Below are 20,933 nucleotides of genomic sequence, written 5' to 3' on the forward strand. Positions count from 1 at the left end.
CTCGGCAACCAGCCGACGCACCAACTCCAGGACAAACGGCGCACGATCACCCTCCGCCATCCCCCGCAACCGCACAGCAAACGACGAACCAGCCGAATCGGAGGCATCGTTCGCGCTCTCCCCGTGCGCGGCGGTGGCCGCCCCTTGAAGCTCTACGAGCAGCCTGCTGGGACGCGCGGAAGTGAAACCGGGCGCAAAGCGCTCCCAGTCGAAGTCGGCGATCAGGAGGGCCGCCTCCGCAGATCCGGCGGCCTGGTGCATCGCGACCATGGCGAGGTCTGCCCGCATCGGCGGAACCCCGCCACGGCGCATCCGGGCGGCCATCGCCTCATCGGCCGCCATGCCGCCCTCGGCCCACGGACCCCAAGCAATCGACGTCGCCGCCAAGCCGTCCGCACGACGCTGCTCGGCAAGGGCGTCCAGGAAAGCGTTCGCGGCAGCGTAATTGCCCTGGCCCGCGGTGCCGATCGTGCCGCTCATCGACGAGAACAGGACGAAGGCATCCAGCTCCACGCCGAGTTCGATCGTCAGCTCGTGCAGGTTGAGGGCGGAGGTCGCCTTCGCCCGTAGGACGGTGTCAAGACGGTCCTGCGTGAGCGAGTCGAGGACGCCGTCGTCCAGGACGCCCGCCGTGTGAACGACTGCGGTCAGCGACTCGGCGTGCTCAGCCAGCACAGCGCGCAGCGCCTCACGGTCGGAGGCATCACACGCGACGACCGTGACCTCGGCCCCCAGCTCCGCCACCAGCTCAGCAGCACCCGGCGCGTCCATCCCGCGCCGGCTGGTCAGCACCAGCCGCTCGGCACCAGCCTCCGCCAGCCACCGCGCAACACGACCACCCAGCGCACCCGTGCCACCCGTCACCAGCACCGTGCCCGACGGGATCCACGACCCCGCACCCTCCGGCAGCACAGCCCGAACCAGCCGCCGCCCGAACACCCCGGACGAACGCACAGCCACCTGGTCCTCACTCGAACCAGCCAGCACGCCTATGAGCCGAGACAGCGCCCGCTCGTCCAGCGCCTCCGGGAGGTCCACCAGACCACCCCAGCGCTCCGGCACCTCCAGCGCCGCCACCCGGCCCAGACCCCAGACCTGCGCCTGCACCGGCGACACCAGCCGGTCCGACCGGCCAACGGAAACAGCGCCTCGCGTCAGGCACCACAGCGGCGCATCCACCCTTGCATCGCCCAGAGCCTGGATCAGACTCGTCGCGTCGACGAGCCCCAGCAGCGAGACCACACCGGCGTACTCACCGGCGAGCAGACCCGCCAAGGTGCCGCGGTCCGTGCCCGGCTCGACCTCGACCCGGCGCACCTCCGCACCACGCCCAGCCAGCGCATCCACCACCGGCCCGTCAACGTCACTCCCGACCGGCACGACCACCAGCCAGGAACCGGACAGACGCGCGCCGGAAACCTCGGCCAGCGGCTTCCACACCACCCGGTACCGCCAACCGTCCACCTCCGAACGCTCCCGACCCTGCCGACGCCACGCCGACAACGCCGGAAGCACCTCACCCAGAGACGCATCGCCGGAGACGTCCAACTCGGCGGCCAGGGAGACCAGGTCCTCCCGCTCCACCGCATCCCAGAACCTGGCGTCCACCGCGCTCGCCTGATCCGGCGCCGTGGCCTGCGGGGCCGCCCAGAGAACGGTCTCCGGCCAGAACCTCCGCCGCTGGAAGGCATACGTCGGCAGGTCCACGCGCCGCGCACCCGTGCCGGCGAAGTACCGGGCCCAGTCCACCTCCACGCCCCGCACGTACGCCTGCGCCAGAGCCGTGACGGCGGTCTCCGCCTCCGGACGGCCCTTGCGGAGCACGGGAACGAAGACCGCGCCCTCGCCCGTCACACACTCCTGCGCCATCGCCGACAGCACACCGTCCGGACCCAGCTCCACAAACGTGCTGACCCCAGCAGCCTCCAGCGCGCGAACACCGTCCAGGAAGCGGACAGCCTCACGAACGTGCCGCATCCAGAATTCGGGCGAGGACATCTCATCCGCTACGACCGCACCGGTGAGATTCGAGACAACCGGGATGCGCGGAGCCTCGAACGACAGCCCCGTCACCACCTCACGGAAGGACTCCAGCATCCCGTCCATGTGCGGCGAATGGAATGCATGACTGACCGTCAGCCGCTTGGACTTCCGATCCCCGAACGACTCCACGATCGCGACCGCGGCATCCTCGTCACCGGCAATCACCACAGCCTGCGGACCGTTGACCGCGGCAATGCTCACCCGCTCGTTCAGCAGCGGCAGGACCTCGTCCTCCGACGCCTCCAGCGCGATCATCACGCCACCCGTCGGCAGCGCCTGCATCAACCGCCCACGCGCCGCCACCAGAGCGCACGCATCCTCAAGCGACAGCACCCCAGCCACGTGCGCAGCCGCGATCTCACCCACCGAATGCCCCGACACGAAGTCCGGACGCACACCCCAGCTCTCCAGGAGCCGGAACAAGGCAACTTCCACCGCGAACAACGCCGGTTGCGCGAACTCCGTACGATCCAACGCCTCAGCGTCATCGCCGAACAGCACATCAAGACCCAGCCGCCCACGCACCGCATCAAGCGCCTCGGCAAACACCGGACAGGCCGCGTACAACTCACGCCCCATCCCGAGTCGCTGGCTCCCCTGCCCCGTGAACAGGAAGGCGAGCGCGCCTGTCGTCACGGTGCCTTGCACCAGGCCCGGTGCCTGGTCGCCGCAGGCCAGGGCGGCGAGGGCGGCGAGTCGGGCGGCCGGATCCCCGGCGACTACGGCGGCGCGGTGTTCCAGGGCGGCGCGGCTGGTGGCGAGGGAGTAGGCGAAGTCGAGTTCGCCCGTGTCCGCGATGCCGGCGGCCGTCGGGTGCAGGCGTTCGGCCTGGGCGCGCAGGGCCTCCGCCGTCCGGCCGGAGACGAGCCAGGGCACGACGGGCAGGTCGCGGGCCGGTTCCTGCTGAGCGGGCACGACGACATCGGGCGCCTGCTCAATGATCGCGTGGGCGTTGGTGCCGCTGTAGCCGAAGGAGGAGATGCCGGCGCGGCGCGGTCGGCCGGTCTCCGGCCACTGGACCGCCTCGGTCAGCAGGGCGATGTCGCCCGCCGTCCAGTCGACATATGGCGTGGGCTCGTTCACGTACAGGGTTTGGGGCAGGACCCCGTGCCGCATCGCCATGACCATCTTGATGACGCCGGCGGCTCCGGCGACGGCCTGCGTGTGGCCGATGTTGGACTTCACGGAGCCGAGCCACACCGGCCTGCCATCGGGGCGCCCCTGGCCGTACGTCGCGAGCAGTGCCTGCGCCTCGATCGGGTCGCCCAGCGTCGTACCGGTGCCGTGCGCCTCCACCGCGTCGACGTCCGTGGCCGACAGGCCGGCGTCGGCGAGGGCTTCCCGGATGACGCGCTGCTGGGACGGGCCGTTCGGCGCGGTGAGGCCGTTGCTCGCGCCGTCCTGGTTCACCGCCGAACCGCGGACGAGAGCGAGCACCGGGTGCCCGTTGGCGCGCGCGTCGGACAGGCGCTCGACAAGGAGCAGGGCGACGCCCTCGGACCAGCTCGTCCCGTCGGCCGAGGCATCGAACGCCTTGATGCGGCCGTCGGCGGCCAGGCCGCGCTGGCGGCTGAACTCGGTGAACGCGCCCGGGGTGGACATGATGGTGACGGCGCCGGCCAGTGCCATCGAGCAGTCGCCGCGGCGCAGTGCCTGTGCCGCCAGGTGCAGGGTGACCAGGGACGACGAGCAGGCGGTGTCGATGGTGACGGCCGGGCCCTCGAGGCCGAAGGTGTAGGAGATGCGGCCGGAGACGACGCTGGCCGCGTTGCCGGTCCCGAGGTGGCCTTCGAGGCCGTCGGCGTCGTTGAGCCACAGGTGCAGGTAGTCCTGGGCGTTGGAGCCGACGAAGACGCCGGTGCGGCTGCCTCGCAGCGTGGTGGGGTCGATCCCGGCGCGCTCGAACGTCTCCCAGGTGGTCTCCAGCAGGAGCCGCTGCTGCGGGTCCATGGACAGCGCCTCGCGCGGCGAGACGCCGAAGAAGTCGGCGTCGAACTCGGCGGCGTCGTGGAGGAAGCCGCCTTCGCGGGCGTAGCTGGTGCCCTCGCTGTCGGGGTCGTCGCTGTAGAGGTGGTCGAGGTCCCAGCCGCGGTCGGCGGGGAAGCCGGTGATGCCGTCGCGCCCGGCTGCCAGGAGCTCCCACAGGTCCTCGGGGGACGTGACGCCGCCGGGGAAGCGGCAGCTCATCGCGACGATGGCGATGGGGTCGTCGTCCGCACCGGCCCGGGTCGTCCCGCCGCGCGAGCCGGCCGGCGCCGGGTCGCCGGCCCGGTGGGTGGTGATGGAGGCGCCGTCCGTCAGGTCGCCGACGAGTTCTTCGCGCAGGAAGCCGGCGAGCGCGGTGGCGGTCGGGTAGTCGAAGACGAGGGTGGCGGGCAGGCGTCGGCCGGTGGCGGCGCCGAGCAGGTTGCGCAGTTCGACCGCCGTCAGGGAGTCGAAGCCGAGCTCCTTGAACGAGCGGCCGGGCTCGACGGAGGCCGGTCCGGGGTAGCCGAGGGCGGTGGCGACCTGCTTGCGGACGAGGTCGAGCAGGGCGCGGTCGCGTTCGGCAGGGGCGAGCCCGGCCAGCCGCTGGCGCAGGCCGTCCTCTCCCGCGGTGCCGGTGGTGGCGGCCGTCCGGCGGGCGGGCACCCGGACGAGGCCGCGCAGGAGCGGCGACAGGGCGCCGGACCCGGCCTGGTTGCGCAGCGCGGCCAGGTCGGCGTGCATGAGGACGGGAGTCGCCTCATCGACGCGGTGCGCGAGGTCGAAGAGTTCGAGGCCTTCCGCGGTGGTCAGCGGGGGCAGGCCCGCGCGCCGCATGCGGCTGATGTCGGCCTCGTCCAGGGTGCCGGCCATGCCTGCGCCACCAGTGGCGTCGTCGACGTCGCCGGCCCACAGGGCCCAGGCCATGGAGGTGGCGGGGAGGCCGTGGGCGCGCCGGTGGTGGGCGAGGGCGTCGAGGAAGACGTTGGCGGCCGCGTAGTTGCCCTGGCCGGGGCCGCCGAAGACGCCGCCGATGGAGGAGAAGAGGACGAAGGCCGAGAGGTCGAGGTCCCGGGTGAGGTCGTGCAGGTGCAGCGCCGCGTCGGCCTTGGGACGCAGGACGGCGGAGAGCCGTTCCGGGGTGAGGGAGGTGATGACGCCGTCGTCGAGCACGCCCGCGGTGTGGACGACCGCGCCCAGCGGATGTGCGGCGGGGATGCCGCGCAGGACGTCCGCGAGCGCTTCGCGGTCGGCGACGTCGCACGCCGCCCAGGTGACGGCGGCGCCCAGCGCGGTCAGTTCGTCCCGCAGCCGCTCGGCCTCCGGGGTGGCACCGCCCCGGCGTCCCACGAGCAGCAGGTGGCGTACGCCGTGTTCGGTGACGAGGCGGCGGGCGACCAGGCCGCCGAGCATGCCGCCCGCGCCGGTGATGAGCACGGTCCTTTCGGGTGCGTACGCGGTGACGGCGGCGTCGCCGTCGTCGTCCCGGCGGGCGGCCCGGGCCAGCCGCAGGGCGTGCACGGAGCCCGCGCGCAGGGTGAGTTGGGGTTCGTCCGCCGCGAGGGCCGCGTCGAGGGCGTACGGGAGGGCGCGGGCGGAGTCCTCGTGTCCGTCGGTGTCGACGAGCAGCAGGCGGTCGGGGTATTCGGACTGCGCGGAGCGCAGCAGGCCGACGACGGCGGCGTGCACGGGGTCGGCGATCCCGGCGCCGTCGCCGGTGCTGACCGCGCCCTGGGTGACGACGACCAGACGGCAGCCGGCAAAGGCCTCGCCCGCGAACGGCTCGTCCGCGCACCACGCCTGGGCGAGCGCGAGGGCGTCGTGGGCGGCGGCGTGCACGGCCTGGGCCGACAGCTCCTCCGCCGGGCCGAATCCGACCACCAAAGCGTCCGGGACAGGCGCCCCGGCTTCGACCGCCGCGGCGAGGGCGGCGAGGTCCGCGTGCACGCCGACCTCGCCGGGCAGCGCACCCGGCAGCGAGGCCACAGCGGCGGCCCCACCCACGACGGCCCAACGCCGCGGTGTGGAGGCGGTGTCGGGGGTACCCGGCAGCGGGGTCCACTCGGTGCGGAACACCGACTCGTGGTGGGCGGTACGGGCGGCCCGCACCTGCTCGGCGGAGACGGCGCGCAGCACGAGGGCGTCCACGGTGGCGACGGGCGCGCCGGAGGTGTCGGCGATCTGAAGCCGCACGCCGTCGGTGCCGGCCGGTGCCAGGCGGACGCGCACGGCCTCGGCGCCCGCGGCGTGCAGGGTCACGCCCATCCAGGAGAACGGGAGGCGTCCTTCGCCGTCGTTGCCGCCGAGCCCGCCCAGGGCGAGCGCGTGCAGACCTGCGTCGAGCAGGGCGGGGTGCAGGCCGAAGTCCCTGGCGGCCGTGGCGTTCCCCTCGGGCAGCGCGACCTCGACGTAGACGCTCTCCCCGTCCCGCCACGCGGCCGTCAGCCCGCGGAAGACGGGGCCGTAGGCCATGCCGAGCGCGGAAAGCTCCGCGTACAGGTTCTCCGTCGGAACGGCCTCGGCGCCCGCCGGGGGCCACTGGGCGAGTTCGAAGTCCGGGCGTGCCGCGCCCTGGGCGAGGACACCGTCGGCGTGCCGCACCCACGACTCGTCGGCCGCGCCGCCCTCGGCGCGGGAGGAGAGCGTGAAGGTGCGGCGGCCGGTGCCGTCGGCGTCCGGCGCGGAGACGTGGATCTGCACCTGCACGCCGCCCCGCTCGGGCAGCACCAGCGGGGCCTGGAGGGTGAGTTCCTCCAGTACGTCGCAGCCGACCTGGTCACCGGCGCGTACGGCCAGCTCGACGAAGGCTGTGCCGGGCAGGAGCACGGAGCCCATGACGGCGTGGTCGGCGAGCCAGGGGTGCGTGTCGAGCGAGAGGCGGCCGGTGAAGAGGAAGCCGTCGGAGTCGGCGAGCGCAACGGTCGCGCCGAGCAGCGGGTGGCCCACGGCCTCGAGGCCGACGGCGCGCAGGTCCCCGGCGCCGCGGCCCGACTCGATCCAGTAGCGCTGCCGCTGGAAGGCATAGGTGGGCAGGTCGACGCGCTGCGCGCCCGTCCCGGCGAAGTACGCCTGCCAGTCGACCGCGATCCCCCGGGTGTGGGCCTGGGCGAGCACGGTGGTGACGGTCTCGGCCTCGGGCCGGCCCTTGCGAAGGACGGGCACGAAGGCGACGCCCTCGCCGGTCACGCACTCCTGCGCCATCGCCGACAGCACACCGTCGGGGCCGAGTTCGACGTACGTGGTGACGCCCGCGGCCTCCAGGACACGGACACCGTCGAGGAAGCGCACGGCCTCACGGACGTGCCGCACCCAGAACTCAGCCGACGCCATCTCATCCGTGACCACGGCACCGGTCAGGTTCGAGACGACCGGGATGCGCGGGGCCGTGAACGACAGCCCGGCAACCACCTCACGGAACGCGTCCAGCATCCCGTCCATGTGCGGCGAGTGGAAGGCATGACTGACCGTCAGGCGCTTCGACTTCCGGTCACCGAGGGAATCCACGATCGCGACCGCGGCATCCTCATCACCGGCGATGACAACCGACGAAGGGCCATTCACGGCCGCGATGCTCACCCGGTCGGTCAGCAGCGGCAGGACCTCGTCCTCCGACGCCTGCACCGCGATCATCACACCGCCACCCGGCAGCGCCTGCATCAACCGCCCACGGGCCTCGACCAACGTGCACGCGTCCTCAAGCGACAGCACCCCGGCCACATGCGCGGCAGCGATCTCACCCACCGAATGCCCGGACAGGAAGTCCGGCTTCACACCCCACGATTCCAGCAGCCGGAACAGCGCGACCTCGATAGCGAACAACGCCGGCTGCGCGGACTCCGTCCGGTCCAGCGCCTCAGCGTCGTCGCCGAACAGCACATCCAGCCCCAGCCGCTCACGCACCGCGTCAAGCGCCCCGGCGAACACCGGATAGGCGTCGTACAACTCACGCCCCATCCCCAGCCGCTGACTCCCCTGCCCCGTGAACAGGAATGCCACCTTGCCCGCGACGGGCGAGCCGGTCACCACGCCCGGCGCCGCTTCGCCCTCGGACAGGGCGGCGAGGGCCGACAGCAGGCCGGCGCGGCCCTCGGCGACGACGACGGCGCGGTCCTCGAAGGCGGCGCGGGTCGTGGCCAGGGCGTGAGCGACGTCCACCGCACCCGCCCCGGTGTTCTCCTCCACGTACGCGTGGAGGCGACGGGCCTGCTCGCGCAGCGCGTCGCGCCCCTTCGCCGAGAGCAGCACCGGCACCGCGCCCCCGAAGGCGGCGGGTGCCGGGGCGTCCGGCTCCTCGGGCTCCGGGGCCTGCTCGATGATGGTGTGCACGTTGGTGCCGCTGACACCGAACGCCGAGACGCCGACGCGGCGCGGGCGGCCGGTCTCCGGCCAGTCCATGGCGTCGGTGAGCAGGGACACGGCGCCCGACGACCAGTCGACGTGCGAGGTCGGCCGGTCAATGTGGAGGGTGCGGGGCAGTACACCGTGCCGCATCGCCATGACCATCTTGATGATTCCCGCGACACCCGCGGCGTTCTGGGTGTGGCCGATGTTGGACTTGAGCGAGCCAAGGAGCAGCGGCCGGTCCTCGGGCCGTTCCTGGCCGTAGGTGGCGAGGAGGGCCTGCGCCTCGATGGGGTCGCCCAGGGTCGTACCGGTGCCGTGCGCCTCGACGGCGTCGATGTCGGCGGGGGTCAGGCGGGCGTTCTCGAGGGCCTGGCGGATGACGCGCTGCTGGGACGGGCCATTGGGCGCCGTCAGGCCGTTGCTCGCACCGTCCTGGTTCACCGCCGAACCCCGCACCACCGCCAGCACCGGATGGCCGTTGCGGAGCGCGTCGGACAGGCGCTCGACGAGGAGCACGCCGACGCCCTCGGACCATCCGGTGCCGTCGGCCGCCTCGGCGAAGGACCTGCAGCGCCCGTCGGGGGACAGTCCGCGCTGGCGGCTGAACTCGACGAAGACGTCGGGCCCGGCGAGCACGGTGACGCCCGCGGCCAGGGCCAGCGAGCATTCGCCTTGGCGGAGCGCCTGGACGGCCATGTGGAGGGCGACGGAGGAGGACGAGCAAGCGGTGTCGATGGTGGCGGCGGGGCCTTCGAGGCCGAAGACGTAGGCGAGGCGGCCGGAGACGACGCTGGAGGCGGTGCCGGTCAGGAGGTGGCCCTCCACTCCGTCGGGGAGGTCCCCGGCGCCGGCGCCGTACGCGTTGGCGGAGGCGCCGACGAAGACGCCTGCCCGGCTGCCGCGCAGGGTGGCCGGGTCGATGCCGGCCCGCTCGAACGTCTCCCAGGTGGTCTCCAGCAGCAGGCGCTGCTGCGGGTCCATGGCGAGGGCCTCGCGCGGCGAGATCCCGAAGAAGGCGGGGTCGAAGTCGCCCGCGTCGTGGAGGAAGCCGCCGTGGCGGGCGTAGGTGGTGCCCTCGTGGTCGGGGTCCGGGTCGTACAGCGACTCGATGTCCCAGCCCCGGTCGACGGGGAAGCCGGTGATGCCGTCGCCGCCGCTGTCGACGAGGTTCCACAGGTCCTCGGGCGAGCGGACGCCGCCGGGGAAGCGGCAGCCCATGGCGACGATGGCGATCGGCTCGCGCGAGGCGTCGGTCAGCTCCCGGTTCCGGCGGCGCAGCCGCTCGGTCTCCTTCAGGGATGCCCGCAGCGCTTCAACGACTTTTTCGTTCGGGGTGGTCATCACATACTCCGCACTTCGGGCACGTCAGGATCGGTTGCTGTCGTCGTCGGTGGCGCCGCCGTGGGACCCGTCGGGGTCGCCGTGGCCGTCGAGTGCCAGGTCGAGGAGGGCTTGGAGGTCCATCGCGTCGATGGAGTCCGCGGCGTCCGCGGGATCGGCGGTGTCCGCCGCGCCGGCGGGCGTGTCGTCCGGGGCGGCCAGCCGCAGCAGTGTGTCCAGCAGCCCGGCCTCGCGGATCCGACCCAGCGGGATGGTGGCCAGCGTCCGGCGCAGTTCGGCGTCCTGCGGGTCGGTGTCCACGGGATGGGCGGTCGTGGTGCCGGCGGCCTCGGGGAAGAGCCTGTGCAGCAGGTGCCCGGTGAGGGCGCGGGGGTTGGGGTAGTCGAACACGAGGCTGGAGGGCAGCCGCAGCCCGCACGCGGCACCCAGGCGATTGCGCAGTTCGACGGCGGTCAGGGAGTCGAAGCCGAGGTCCTTGAAGGCGCGTTCTGCGGCAACCGCGTCGGCGGAGACGTGTCCGAGGGCCGCGGCCGCGTGCTCGCGCACGAGGTCGAGCAGGGCCGCCTGCCGGTCGTCGCCGGTGAGTTCGGCGAGGCGCCGGAGCGTCGCGGAGGACGGGTCGTCGGTGCCCTCCGCGGCGGCCGGCGGGTCGGCGCGCAGCGCGTCCCGGACCTCGGGGAGGTCGGCGACGAGGGGGCGGGGCCGGGCCGCGGTGAAGACGGGTGCGAAGCGCGCCCAGTCCACCTCGGCGACGGTCACGGCCGCCTCGTTGCCGGCGACGGCGCGTTCCAGCGCCAGCAGGTTGTCGGCCGGGGCCATGGGCGGCAGGCCGCGGCGGCGCAGCTGCTCCTCCGCGTCGCCCTCGGCCGCCATGCCGCCGTCGGCCCACGGGCCCCAGGCGACGGCGGTCGCTGGCAGGCCCTGGGCCCTGCGGCGCTCGGCGAGCGCGTCGAGGAAGGCGTTGGCGGCCGCGTAGGCGCCCTGCCCGCCGCTGCCCCAGACACCCGCGATGGACGAGAAGAGCACGAAGGCGTCGAGGGAGTCCGGTGTGCCGAAGAGCGCGTCGAGGTTCACGGCTCCGGCGGTCTTGGCGGCCACGACGTGGGAGAGGCCGGGCAGGTCGGTGTGCTCCCCGGGGGGCTGGGAGACACCGGCGGCGTGCACGACGGCGCGTATCGGGCTGCCCTCGGCGGCCAGTCGGTCGACGAGCGCCGCGAGCGCGGACCGGTCGGCGACGTCGCAGGCGGCGAGCGTCACTTCGGCGCCGAGACCGGACAGTTCCTTCTCGAGCTCCGCCGCGCCGGGGGCGTCGGCTCCCTTGCGGCTGACGAGGACGAGCCGCTGCGCTCCGTGCCCGGCGAGCCACCGGGCCGTGTGGCGGCCGAGCGCGCCCGTGCCGCCGGTGACGAGCACGGTGCCGCGCGGGGTCCAGGTCCCGGCGGCCGGTGCCTGGGGCGCGGCGCGCTCCAGGCGGCGTACAAAGGTTCCGGACGCGCGGACGGCGAGCTGGTCCTCGTCGCCCGCTCCGGCGAGCACTGCCGCCAGGCGGTCCAGCGCCCGCTCGTCGCAGTCGGCGGGCAGGTCGACGAGCCCGCCCCAGCGGTCGGGGTGCTCCAGGGCGACGACCCGGCCCAGGCCCCAGACGTGGGCCTGGGCGGCGCCGGTGAGCCCGTCCGCGGCGACGGCCGCGACGGCTTCGCGGGTCACGGACCACAGCGGCCCGTCGACCCCGGCGGCCTCGCCCGTCAGCACCTCGGCGAGCGCGGAGGTCAGCGCGAGGCCGACGGGGACTCCGGGGTGCTCCGGGTGGGGTCGCTCGTCCAGGGCGAGGAGGGACAGGACACCGGCGACGGCACCATGTCCGCTCAGGCGAGCGGCGATTGCGCCCGGGTCGGCGTCGGCAGCGTCGAGCACGACGGGCACGACGTGGGCACCGCCGGCCTCGATGCGCGCCGTCACGGCACCCACCCAAGGGTCGTCGGCGTGGGCGGCCGGGAGGGCCACCAGCCAGACACCGGTGGGGGTGCCGTTGCCGTTCGACCACGGGTGCCAAGTGACGTGGTAGCGCCGGGCGTCCGCCTGCGTACGCGCCTGCTGATCGCGGCGCCAGAGCGAGAGGGCGGGCAGCAGAGAGCTCAGCGGCTGGTCGGCGTCGAGGCCCAACTCGTCGGCGATGCCCTTGGGGTCGGCGCTCTCGACGACCTCCCAGAAGCGGGCGTCCACCGCGTCGCGTGTGCCGTCGAATGCGGTGCGCCGCGCCGCGGGCTCGGGCCAGTAGCGCAGCCCTTGGAAGGCGTAGGTGGGCAGGTCGACGCGGCGGGCGCCGGTCCCGGCGAAGAACCGCGCCCAGTCGACCGAAACGCCACGCGTGTGAGCCCGGGCGAGGGCGGTCACGGCCGTCTCCGGCTCGGGACGGCCCTTGCGCAGGACGGGGACGAAGGCTGCATCACCGGTCACGCAGTCCTGAGCCATGGCCGAGAGCACCCCGTCGGGGCCGAGTTCGACGTACGTGGTGACACCGGCCGCCTCCAGGGCGCGGATGCCGTCCAGGAAGCGCACGGCCTCCCGCACATGCCGCACCCAGAAGTCGGGCGACGTCACCTCGTCCGTGACCAGGGCGCCGGTGAGGTTGGAGACCAGCGGAATACGGGGCGCGCCGTAGGACAGCCCCTCGGCGACCTTCCGGAAGTCCGCCAGCATCCCGTCCATGTGCGGGGAGTGGAAGGCGTGACTGACCGTCAGCCGCTTGGACTTCCGGTCCGGGAACGCCTCCACAATCCCCTTGGCAGCGTCCTCGTCACCGGCGACGACCACCGACCGCGGACCGTTGACGGCCGCGATGCTCACCCGCTCACCCAGCAGCGGCAGAACCTCGTCCTCCGACGCCTCCAGCGCGATCATCACCCCGCCGCCCGGCAGCGCCTGCATCAACCGCCCACGAGCCGCGACCAGCGTGCACGCATCGTCCAGCGACAGCACCCCCGCCACATGCGCGGCGGCGATCTCACCCACCGAATGCCCCGACACGAAGTCCGGACGCACACCCCACGACTCCAGCAACCGGAAGAGAGCGACCTCCACCGCGAAGAGCGCCGGCTGCGCGAACTCCGTGCGGTCCAGCGCCTCCGCATCGTCCCCGAACAACGCGTCCGGTCCGAGCCGTTCACCGATCGCGTCCAGCGCCTCCGCGAACACCGGATAGGCGTCGTACAACTCGCGTCCCATCCCCAGCCGCTGGCTGCCCTGCCCGGTGAAGAGGAACGCGAGCGAGCCGGCGGTGACCGTCGCCTGGACGAGGCCGGGGGCCTGCCGACCCTCGGCGAGCGCCGCGAGGGCGGTCTTCAGTCCATCGGTGTCGCCGGTCACGATCGCGGCCCGGTCGTCGAGGGCCGCCCGGGTGGTCGCCAGCGAGTGCGCCAGGTCGGCGAGAGGCGCGGCGCCGGACCCGACCACCGGCAGCAGGCGTCGTGCCTGGTCGCGCAGGGCCTCGCGGGTCCTGGCCGACAGGACGTACGGGAGGACTCCCGGCGCCTGTGCGGGGGCCTCGGCGGCCTCCGCGACGTCGCCCGGGGGCTGCTCGATGATCGTGTGGGCGTTGGTGCCGCTGATGCCGAACGACGAGATGCCGGCCCGGCGCGGACGGCCCGTCCCGGGCCACTCCCGCTGCTCGGTGAGCAGGGCGACGTCGCCTCTCGACCAATCGACGTGCGGGGACGGTTCGTCCACGTGGAGCGTGCGCGGCAGCGCGCCGTGCCGCATCGCCATGACCATCTTGATGATGCCGGCGACACCGGCCGCGGCCTGCGTGTGCCCGATGTTCGACTTGATGGAGCCGAGCAGCAGCGGCTGCTCCGGCGAGCGGTCCTGACCGTACGTGGCGAGCAGCGCCTGCGCCTCGATCGGGTCCCCGAGCCGGGTGCCGGTGCCGTGTGCCTCGACCGCGTCCACGTCGGAGGCCGACAGCCCGGCGCTCGCCAGGGCCTGACGGATGACGCGCTGCTGGGACGGGCCGTTCGGCGCCGTCAGGCCGTTGCTCGCACCGTCCTGATTCACCGCCGAACCGCGCACCAGCGCCAGCACCGGGTGCCCGTGGCGCCGCGCGTCGGACAGCCGCTCCACCAGCAGCATGCCCACGCCCTCGCTCCACCCCGTACCGTCCGCCGCGGCGGCGAACGCCTTGCAGCGGCCGTCGGGCGAGAGGCCGCCCTGGAGGCTGAACTCGCTGAAGGTGGTGGGTGTGGACATGACCGTGACGCCGCCGGCCAGCGCCATGGAGCACTCGCCCTGCCGCAGTGCCTGCACCGCCCAGTGCAAAGCGACCAGCGACGACGAACACGCCGTGTCGACGGTGACCGCCGGGCCTTCCAGCCCCAGCGCGTACGAGACACGGCCGGACATCACACTGCCCGCGTTGCCCGTCATCACGTGGCCGAGGACCGCGTCGGTGCCCAACTGCTCCAACTGTGCGTCGTATCCGGTGTAGGCGGCTCCGACGAAGACACCGGCCCGGCTGCCGCGCAGGGAGGCCGGATCGATGCCGGCGCGTTCGATCGTCTCCCAGGCGGTCTCCAGGAGGAGCCGCTGCTGCGGGTCCATGGCCAGCGCCTCGCGCGGGGAGATCCCGAAGAAGTCGGCGTCGAAGGTGTCGGCGTCGGCGAGGAAGCCGCCCTGGAAGGTGGGCGCGTCGGCGGTGGCGAGGAGTTCGGCGGTGTCCCAGCCGCGGTTGGCGGGAAGGCCGGAGATCGCGTCGCCGCCGGTCTCGACGAGGCGCCACAGGTCCTCGGGGCTGCGGACGCCGCCGGGGTAGCGGCAGCCCATGGCCACGATCGCGATGGGGTCGTCGTCCGCGCCGGCGGTTCGCGATCCGGTCGGCGCGAGGTCGGTCCCGACCCCGTCCGCGTTCCCGTCCGCGACGTCGCCGAGGAGTTCCTCGCGCAGGTGGCCGGCGAGCGCGGTGGCGGTCGGGTAGTCGAAGACGAGGGTGGCCGGCAGGCGCCGGCCGGTCGCGGCACCCAGCAGGTTGCGCAGTTCGACGGCGGTCAGCGAGTCGAAGCCCAGTTCCTTGAAGGAGCGTCCCGGCTCGACGGAGGCCGGACCCGGGTAGCCGAGCGCGACGGCGACCTGCTTGCGGACCAGATCCAGCAGGACACGGTCGCGTTCGGCCGGGGCGAGCGCCGCCAGACGCGCCCGCAGCCCGTCCTCCCCTCCGCCGTCACCGGCGGCGGCCGCGGCCCGGCGCGTGGGGCCACCCACGAGACCGCGCAGCAGCGGCGCCAGGGCACCTGCCTGGGCCTGACCGCGCAGGACCGCGAGATCGAGCTTCATCGGCAGGAGAACGGCCGCGCCGACGGACAGCGCGGTGTCGAAGAGGGCAAGGCCGTCCTGGCTCGAGAGGGCGCCCACGCCGTCTCTGGCCATGCGCTGGAGATCGCTCTCGTCCAGGTGCGTCGCCATTCCGCCCACCTGCGGGGCCCACAGGCCCCAGGCGAGGGCGGTGGCCGCGAGTCCCTGAGCTCGCCGCTGCTCCGCGAGGCCTTCCAGGAAGGCGTTGGCGGCGGCGTAGTTCGCCTGCCCGGCCGCCCCGAGGGCCGCGGCGATCGCCGAGAAGACGACGAAGTCGGCGAGGTCGAGCCGGCGGGTGAGGTCGTGCAGGTGGAGCGCCGCGTCGACCTTCGGACGCAGGACCTTGTCGAGGCGCTCCGGGGTGAGGGAGTCGATGACGCCGTCGTCGAGGACGCCCGCGGTGTGCACGACGGCGGTCAGGGGGTGCTCGGCCGGAATGGAGTCCAGCAGGGCGGCCAGCGCGTCGCGGTCGGCGGTGTCGCAGGCGGCGACGGTGACCTCGGCGCCCAGGGCTCGCAGTTCGTCCGCGAGTTCGCGGGCTCCGGAGGCGGACTCGCCGCGGCGGCTGGTGAGCAGCAGGTGGCGGGCGCCGCGCGCGGTGACGGCGTGCCGGGCGACCAGACCACCGAGGGCACCCGTTCCCCCGGTGATGAGAACGGTGCCGTCCGGGTCCCAGTCACGGGGAACCGTGAGCACGATCTTCCCCACATGACGTGCCTGGCTCAGATGACGGAACGCCTCGGGCGCCTGGCGCAGGTCCCACGCCGAGACCGGGAGCAGGTGCAGGGCACCGGACCGGAACAGGGCGAGCAGTTCGGTGAGCATCTCCTGGATGCGGTCGAGGCCGGCCTCGGTCAGGTCGAAGGCCTGGTAGGCGACGCCGGGGTGGGCGGCGGCGACGTCCTGCGGCTCACGGACGTCGGTCTTGCCCATCTCCACGAAGCGTCCGCCGCGCGGCAGCAGCCGCAGCGAAGCATCCACGAACTCCCGCGCCAGAGAGTCCAGAACCACGTCGACACCCCGGCCGCCGGTGGCGGCGCGGAAGGCGTCCTCGAAGTCGAGGGTGCGGGACGAGGCGATGCGGTCGTCGGCCAGACCCAGCCCGCGCAGGGTGTCCCACTTGCCAGGGCTCGCGGTGGCATACACCTCGGCGCCCCAGTGACGGGCGAGCTGGACGGCGGCCATCCCGACGCCGCCTGCCGCCGCATGCACGAGGACGGACTCACCGCCGCGCAAAACGGCGAGGTCGTGGAGCGCGTAGTACGCCGTCATGAAGACGATCGGCACCGACGCCGCCTCGGCGAACGTCCAACCGTCCGGCATCGGGGCGACCATACGCCGGTCGACAACGGCCAACGGCCCGAACGCACCCGGCAGCATGCCCATCACACGATCACCGGGGGCGAGATCGGTGACACCCGGACCGGTCTCCACGACCAGGCCCGCACCCTCGACGCCCATCAGGCCCGCGTCACCCGGGTACATGCCCAGGGCGTTCAGGACGTCGCGGAAGTTGAGGCCGGCGGCGCGGACGGCGACGCGCACCTCACCCGGCGCCAGCGGTGCCTCGGACTCCGGACTCGGCACGAGGACGAGGTTGTCGACCGTACCCCGGTCCCGGATGTCCATGCGCCAGGCGGTGGTGTCCGCCGGCGGGGTCAGCGCCGTCGTGGCGGGGACCCGGGCCAGCCGGGGCGCCTGCACCATGCCGCGGCGAATGGCGAGTTGCGGCTCGCCGCTGGCCAGGGCGCCCGCGAGCGCCAGCACCGAGGCGGGGTCGCCGTCGAGGTCGACCATCACGAAGCTGTCGGGGTGCTCCGACTGCGCCGAGCGCAGAAGTCCCCGCACCGCGCCGCCCGGGAGATCCGTCACCGCGCCACCGGGCACGGTCGTCACGGCACCCGACGTCAGCCACACCAGCCGCACGTCCGCGAAGCGCTCGTCCGCGATCCACTCCTGCACGGTCGCCAGGGCACCCCGCACAGCCGAATGCACCGCGTCGGCCACACCGTCGTGACCCGTCGCCGGCAGCTGGACGAAGACGGAGTCGAAGCTCGGCTCCCCCGCCGTCAACGCCTCGCGGAGTGCGGCAAGGCCGGCGTACTCCACCACCTCCGCACCCGTGGATGCCAGGCCCAGTTCGTCCTGGCCGAGCACGGCCCAGCGCCGCCCCTGGGGGCCCTCACCGCGCACAGCGGTCACGGGCGCCCATTCCACGCCGAACAGCGACTCCAGGTGGGCTGCTTCGGCGACGCGTACCTGTTCCGCCGAGACGGTGCGCAGGGCGAGGGCGTCCACGGTGGCGACGGGTGCGCCGGAGGTGTCGGCGATCTCCAGGCGTATGCCGTCCGTGCCCGTGCGCGCCACGTGGACGCGCAGCGCCTCGGCGCCGGCGGCGTGCAGGGTGACCCCGGTCCAGGCGAACGGCAGGCGTCCCACGCCCACGGTGCCGCCGAGCCCGCCCAGCGCCAGCGCGTGCAGACAGGCGTCCAGCAGAGCCGGGTGCAGGCCGAAGTCCCGTGCGGCCGGGGCGGACCCCTCGGGCAGCGCGACGTCGACGTAGACGCTCTCCCCGTGCCGCCACGCGGCCGTCAGACCGCGGAACACCGGCCCGTAGCCCATGCCGAGCCCGGCCAGCACGTCGTACAGGTCGTCCGACTCGGCGGGTTCGGCCCCCGCCGGGGGCCACTGGGTGAACTCGAAGTCCGGGCGTGCCGCGCCCTGGGCGAGGACACCGTCCGCGTGCCGCACCCACCGCTCGTCGCCGGCGCCGTCCTGGACGCGGGACGCGAGCGTGAACGTGCGCCGCCCGGTGCCGTCGGCGTCCGGCGCGCCCACGTGGATCTGCACCTGCACGCCGCCCCGCTCGGGCAGCACCAGCGGGGCCTGGAGGGTGAGCTCCTCCAGCACGTCGCAGCCGACCTGGTCACCGGCGCGTACCGCCAGTTCCACGAAGGCCGCGCCGGGCAGGATCACGGAGTCCCAGACGGTGTGGTCGGCAAGCCAGGGGTGGGTGTCCAGGGAGAGGCGGCCGGTGAAGAGGAGGCCGTCTGAGTCGGCGAGGGCGACGGTCGCGCCCAGCAGGGGGTGATCGACGGCCTCCAGCCCGGCGGCACGCACGTCCCCGATGCCCGCGACCGGCTCGATCCAGTAGCGCTGCCGCCGGAAGGCGTAGGTGGGCAGATCGACGCGGCGGGCACCGGTCCCGGCGAAGTATGCCGCCCAGTCCACCGGCACCCCGCGGACGTGGGCGTGGGCGAGCGCGGTGGTGACGGTCTCGGTCTCGGAACGGTCCCTGCGCAGGACGGGGACGAAGGCGGCGCCCTGTCCGGTCACACATTCCTGCGCCATCGCCGACAGCACACCGTCCGGGCCGAGTTCGAGATACGTGGTGACGCCCGCGGCCTCCAGCGCGCGGACGCCGTCGAGGAAACGGACGGCGTCGCGGACGTGCCGCACCCAGAACTCGGGCGACGCCATCTCGTCGGTGACCACGCCACCGGTCAGGTTGGAGACGACCGGGATGTGCGGCGCCTGGAACGACAGCCCGGACACGACCTCACGGAAAGCGTCCAACATGCCATCCATGTGCGGCGAGTGGAAGGCATGACTGACCGTCAGCCGCTTGGACTTCCGTCCCGCGAAGGACTCCACGATCGCGACGGCCGCGTCCTCGTCGCCCGCGATGACCACGGACTCCGGCCCGTTGACCGAGGCGATGCTCACGCGGTCGGTCAGCAGCGGCAGGACCTCGTCCTCCGACGCCTGAAGCGCAATCATCACGCCACCGGTCGGCAGCGCCTGCATCAAACGGCCACGCGCCTCAACCAGCGTGCACGCGTCCTCAAGCGACAGCACCCCGGCCACATGCGCGGCCGCGATCTCACCCACCGAATGCCCGGACAGGAAGTCCGGCCGCACACCCCAGCTCTCCAGCAGCCGGAACAGCGCCACCTCCACCGCGAACAACGCCGGCTGCGCGAACTCCGTCCGATCCAACGCCTCCGCGTCGTCGCCGAACAGCACGTCCAGCCCGAGCCGTTCACGCACCGAGTCCAGCGCCTCGGCGAACACCGGATAGGCCGCGTACAACTCCCGGCCCATCCCGAGCCGCTGACTCCCCTGCCCCGTGAACAGGAACGCCACCTTGCCCTCGGCCCGCGACCCCGTCACCACACCAGCGGCCGCGTCGCCCTCGGCCAGCGCGTTCAACGCGGCCAGCAGCCCCGGACGGTCCTCGGCGACGACCACCGCACGGTCCTCGAACGCGGCACGTCCCTGCGCCAGCGAGTGGGCGACGTCGACCGCGCGCAGCCCGGTGTGCTCCCCCACGTACGCGGACAGGCGGCGGGCCTGGTCGCGCAGAGCCTCCTGCCCCTTCGCCGACAGCAGCCACGGCACCACGTACGCCGGTGGGGCGGGCGGCGGCTCCGGGGCCTCCTCGGCCTCCGGGGCCTGCTCGATGATCGTGTGGGCGTTGGTGCCGCTGACACCGAAGGCCGACACGGCGGCGCGGCGCGGCGCGCCCGTCCCGGGCCACGGCATCCGCTCGGTGAGCAGGGCGACGTCGCCGGCCGACCAGTCGACGTCGGGGGTGGGCTCGTCGACGTGCAGGGTCTGCGGCAGCACGCCGTGCTGCATCGCGAGAACCATCTTGATGATGCCCGCGACACCGGCGGCCGCCTGGGTGTGGCCGAGGTTGGACTTCAGCGAACCGAGGCGCAGCGGGTGGCCCTCGGGGCGGTCCTGGCCGTAGGTGGCCAGCAGGGCCTCGGCCTCGATCGGGTCCCCGAGGCGGGTGCCCGTGCCGTGGGCCTCGACGGCGTCGACCTCGGCGGCGGAGAGCTGTGCGTTCTCCAGGGCCTGCCGTATGACGCGCTGCTGCGAGGGCCCGTTGGGGGCGGTGAGGCCGTTGCTGGCGCCGTCCTGGTTGACGGCCGAGCCCCGCACCACTGCCAGGACCGGGTGACCGTTGCGCCGTGCGTCGGACAGCCGCTCGACCAGCAGCACGCCGACGCCCTCGGACCAGCCGGTGCCGTCGGCGGAGGCGGCGAAGGACTTGCAGCGCCCGTCGGGCGCCAGGCCGCGCTGACGGCTGAACTCGACGAACACGTCGGTGTTGGGCATCACGCACACGCCGCCGACCAGGGCGAGCGAGCACTCGCGCTGGCGCAGCGCCTGCGTCGCGAGGTGCAGGGCGACGAGGGAGGACGAGCACGCGGTGTCGACGGTGGCGGCCGGGCCCTCGAGCCCGAAGACGTAACTGAGGCGGCCGGACAGGACGCTGGTGGCGCCGCCGGTCAGCAGCAGCCCTTCCAGCTCCTCCGGGACCTCCCTGAGGTCGGCCCCGTATCCCATGGCGCTGGCACCGACGTAGACGCCGGTACGGCTGCCGCGCACGGTCGAGGGGTCGATGCCGGCCCGCTCGAACGCCTCCCAGGTGACCTCCAGCAGCTGGCGCTGCTGCGGGTCCATCGCCAGCGCCTCGCGCGGCGATATCCCGAAGAACGCGGGGTCGAACAGCGTCGCGTCGTCGAGGAATCCACCGCCGGTGTTGTAGAAGGCACCCTTGCGGTCGGGATCGGAATCGGTGAGGGATTCGACGTCCCAGCCGCGGTCGGCGGGGAATCCGGAAATGGCGTCGCCGCCCTCGTCGACCAGTCGCCACAGGTCCTCCGGCGACCTGACCCCGCCGGGGAAGCGGCAGCTCATCGCCACGATGGCGATGGGCTCGGCGGCGTCGGCCTCGATCTCCTGGACACGGCGGCGGGACCGGCGCAGCTCGGCGGTCATCCACTTCAGGTTTTCCAGAAGCTTCTCTTCGTTCGAGCTGGTCACCGGAACGTCACCCCCTGGGGAATCGCGAAATGCGGCCGTACGGACATCGGTCGGGTCGT

2 protein-coding genes are annotated in these 20,933 nt (G+C 73.6%); both read right to left on the reverse strand.

Annotated features, from left to right (window positions below; genetic code table 11):
• Positions 1 to 9,693, reverse strand: a 9,693-nt coding sequence (locus tag ACIP9H_RS15615; protein ID WP_401959416.1) for a type I polyketide synthase, incomplete at its 3' end; no start/stop codon positions are given.
• Positions 9,694 to 9,717: 24 nt separating this feature from the next.
• On the reverse strand, positions 9,718 to 20,874 hold the full coding sequence (locus tag ACIP9H_RS15620) for a type I polyketide synthase (RefSeq protein WP_401959418.1): 11,157 nt from the start codon (positions 20,872 to 20,874) through the stop codon (positions 9,718 to 9,720).
• Positions 20,875 to 20,933 lie beyond the last annotated feature (59 nt).

This window comes from Streptomyces sp. NPDC088732 (genome assembly GCF_044751205.1).
GTDB lineage: Bacteria > Actinomycetota > Actinomycetes > Streptomycetales > Streptomycetaceae > Actinacidiphila.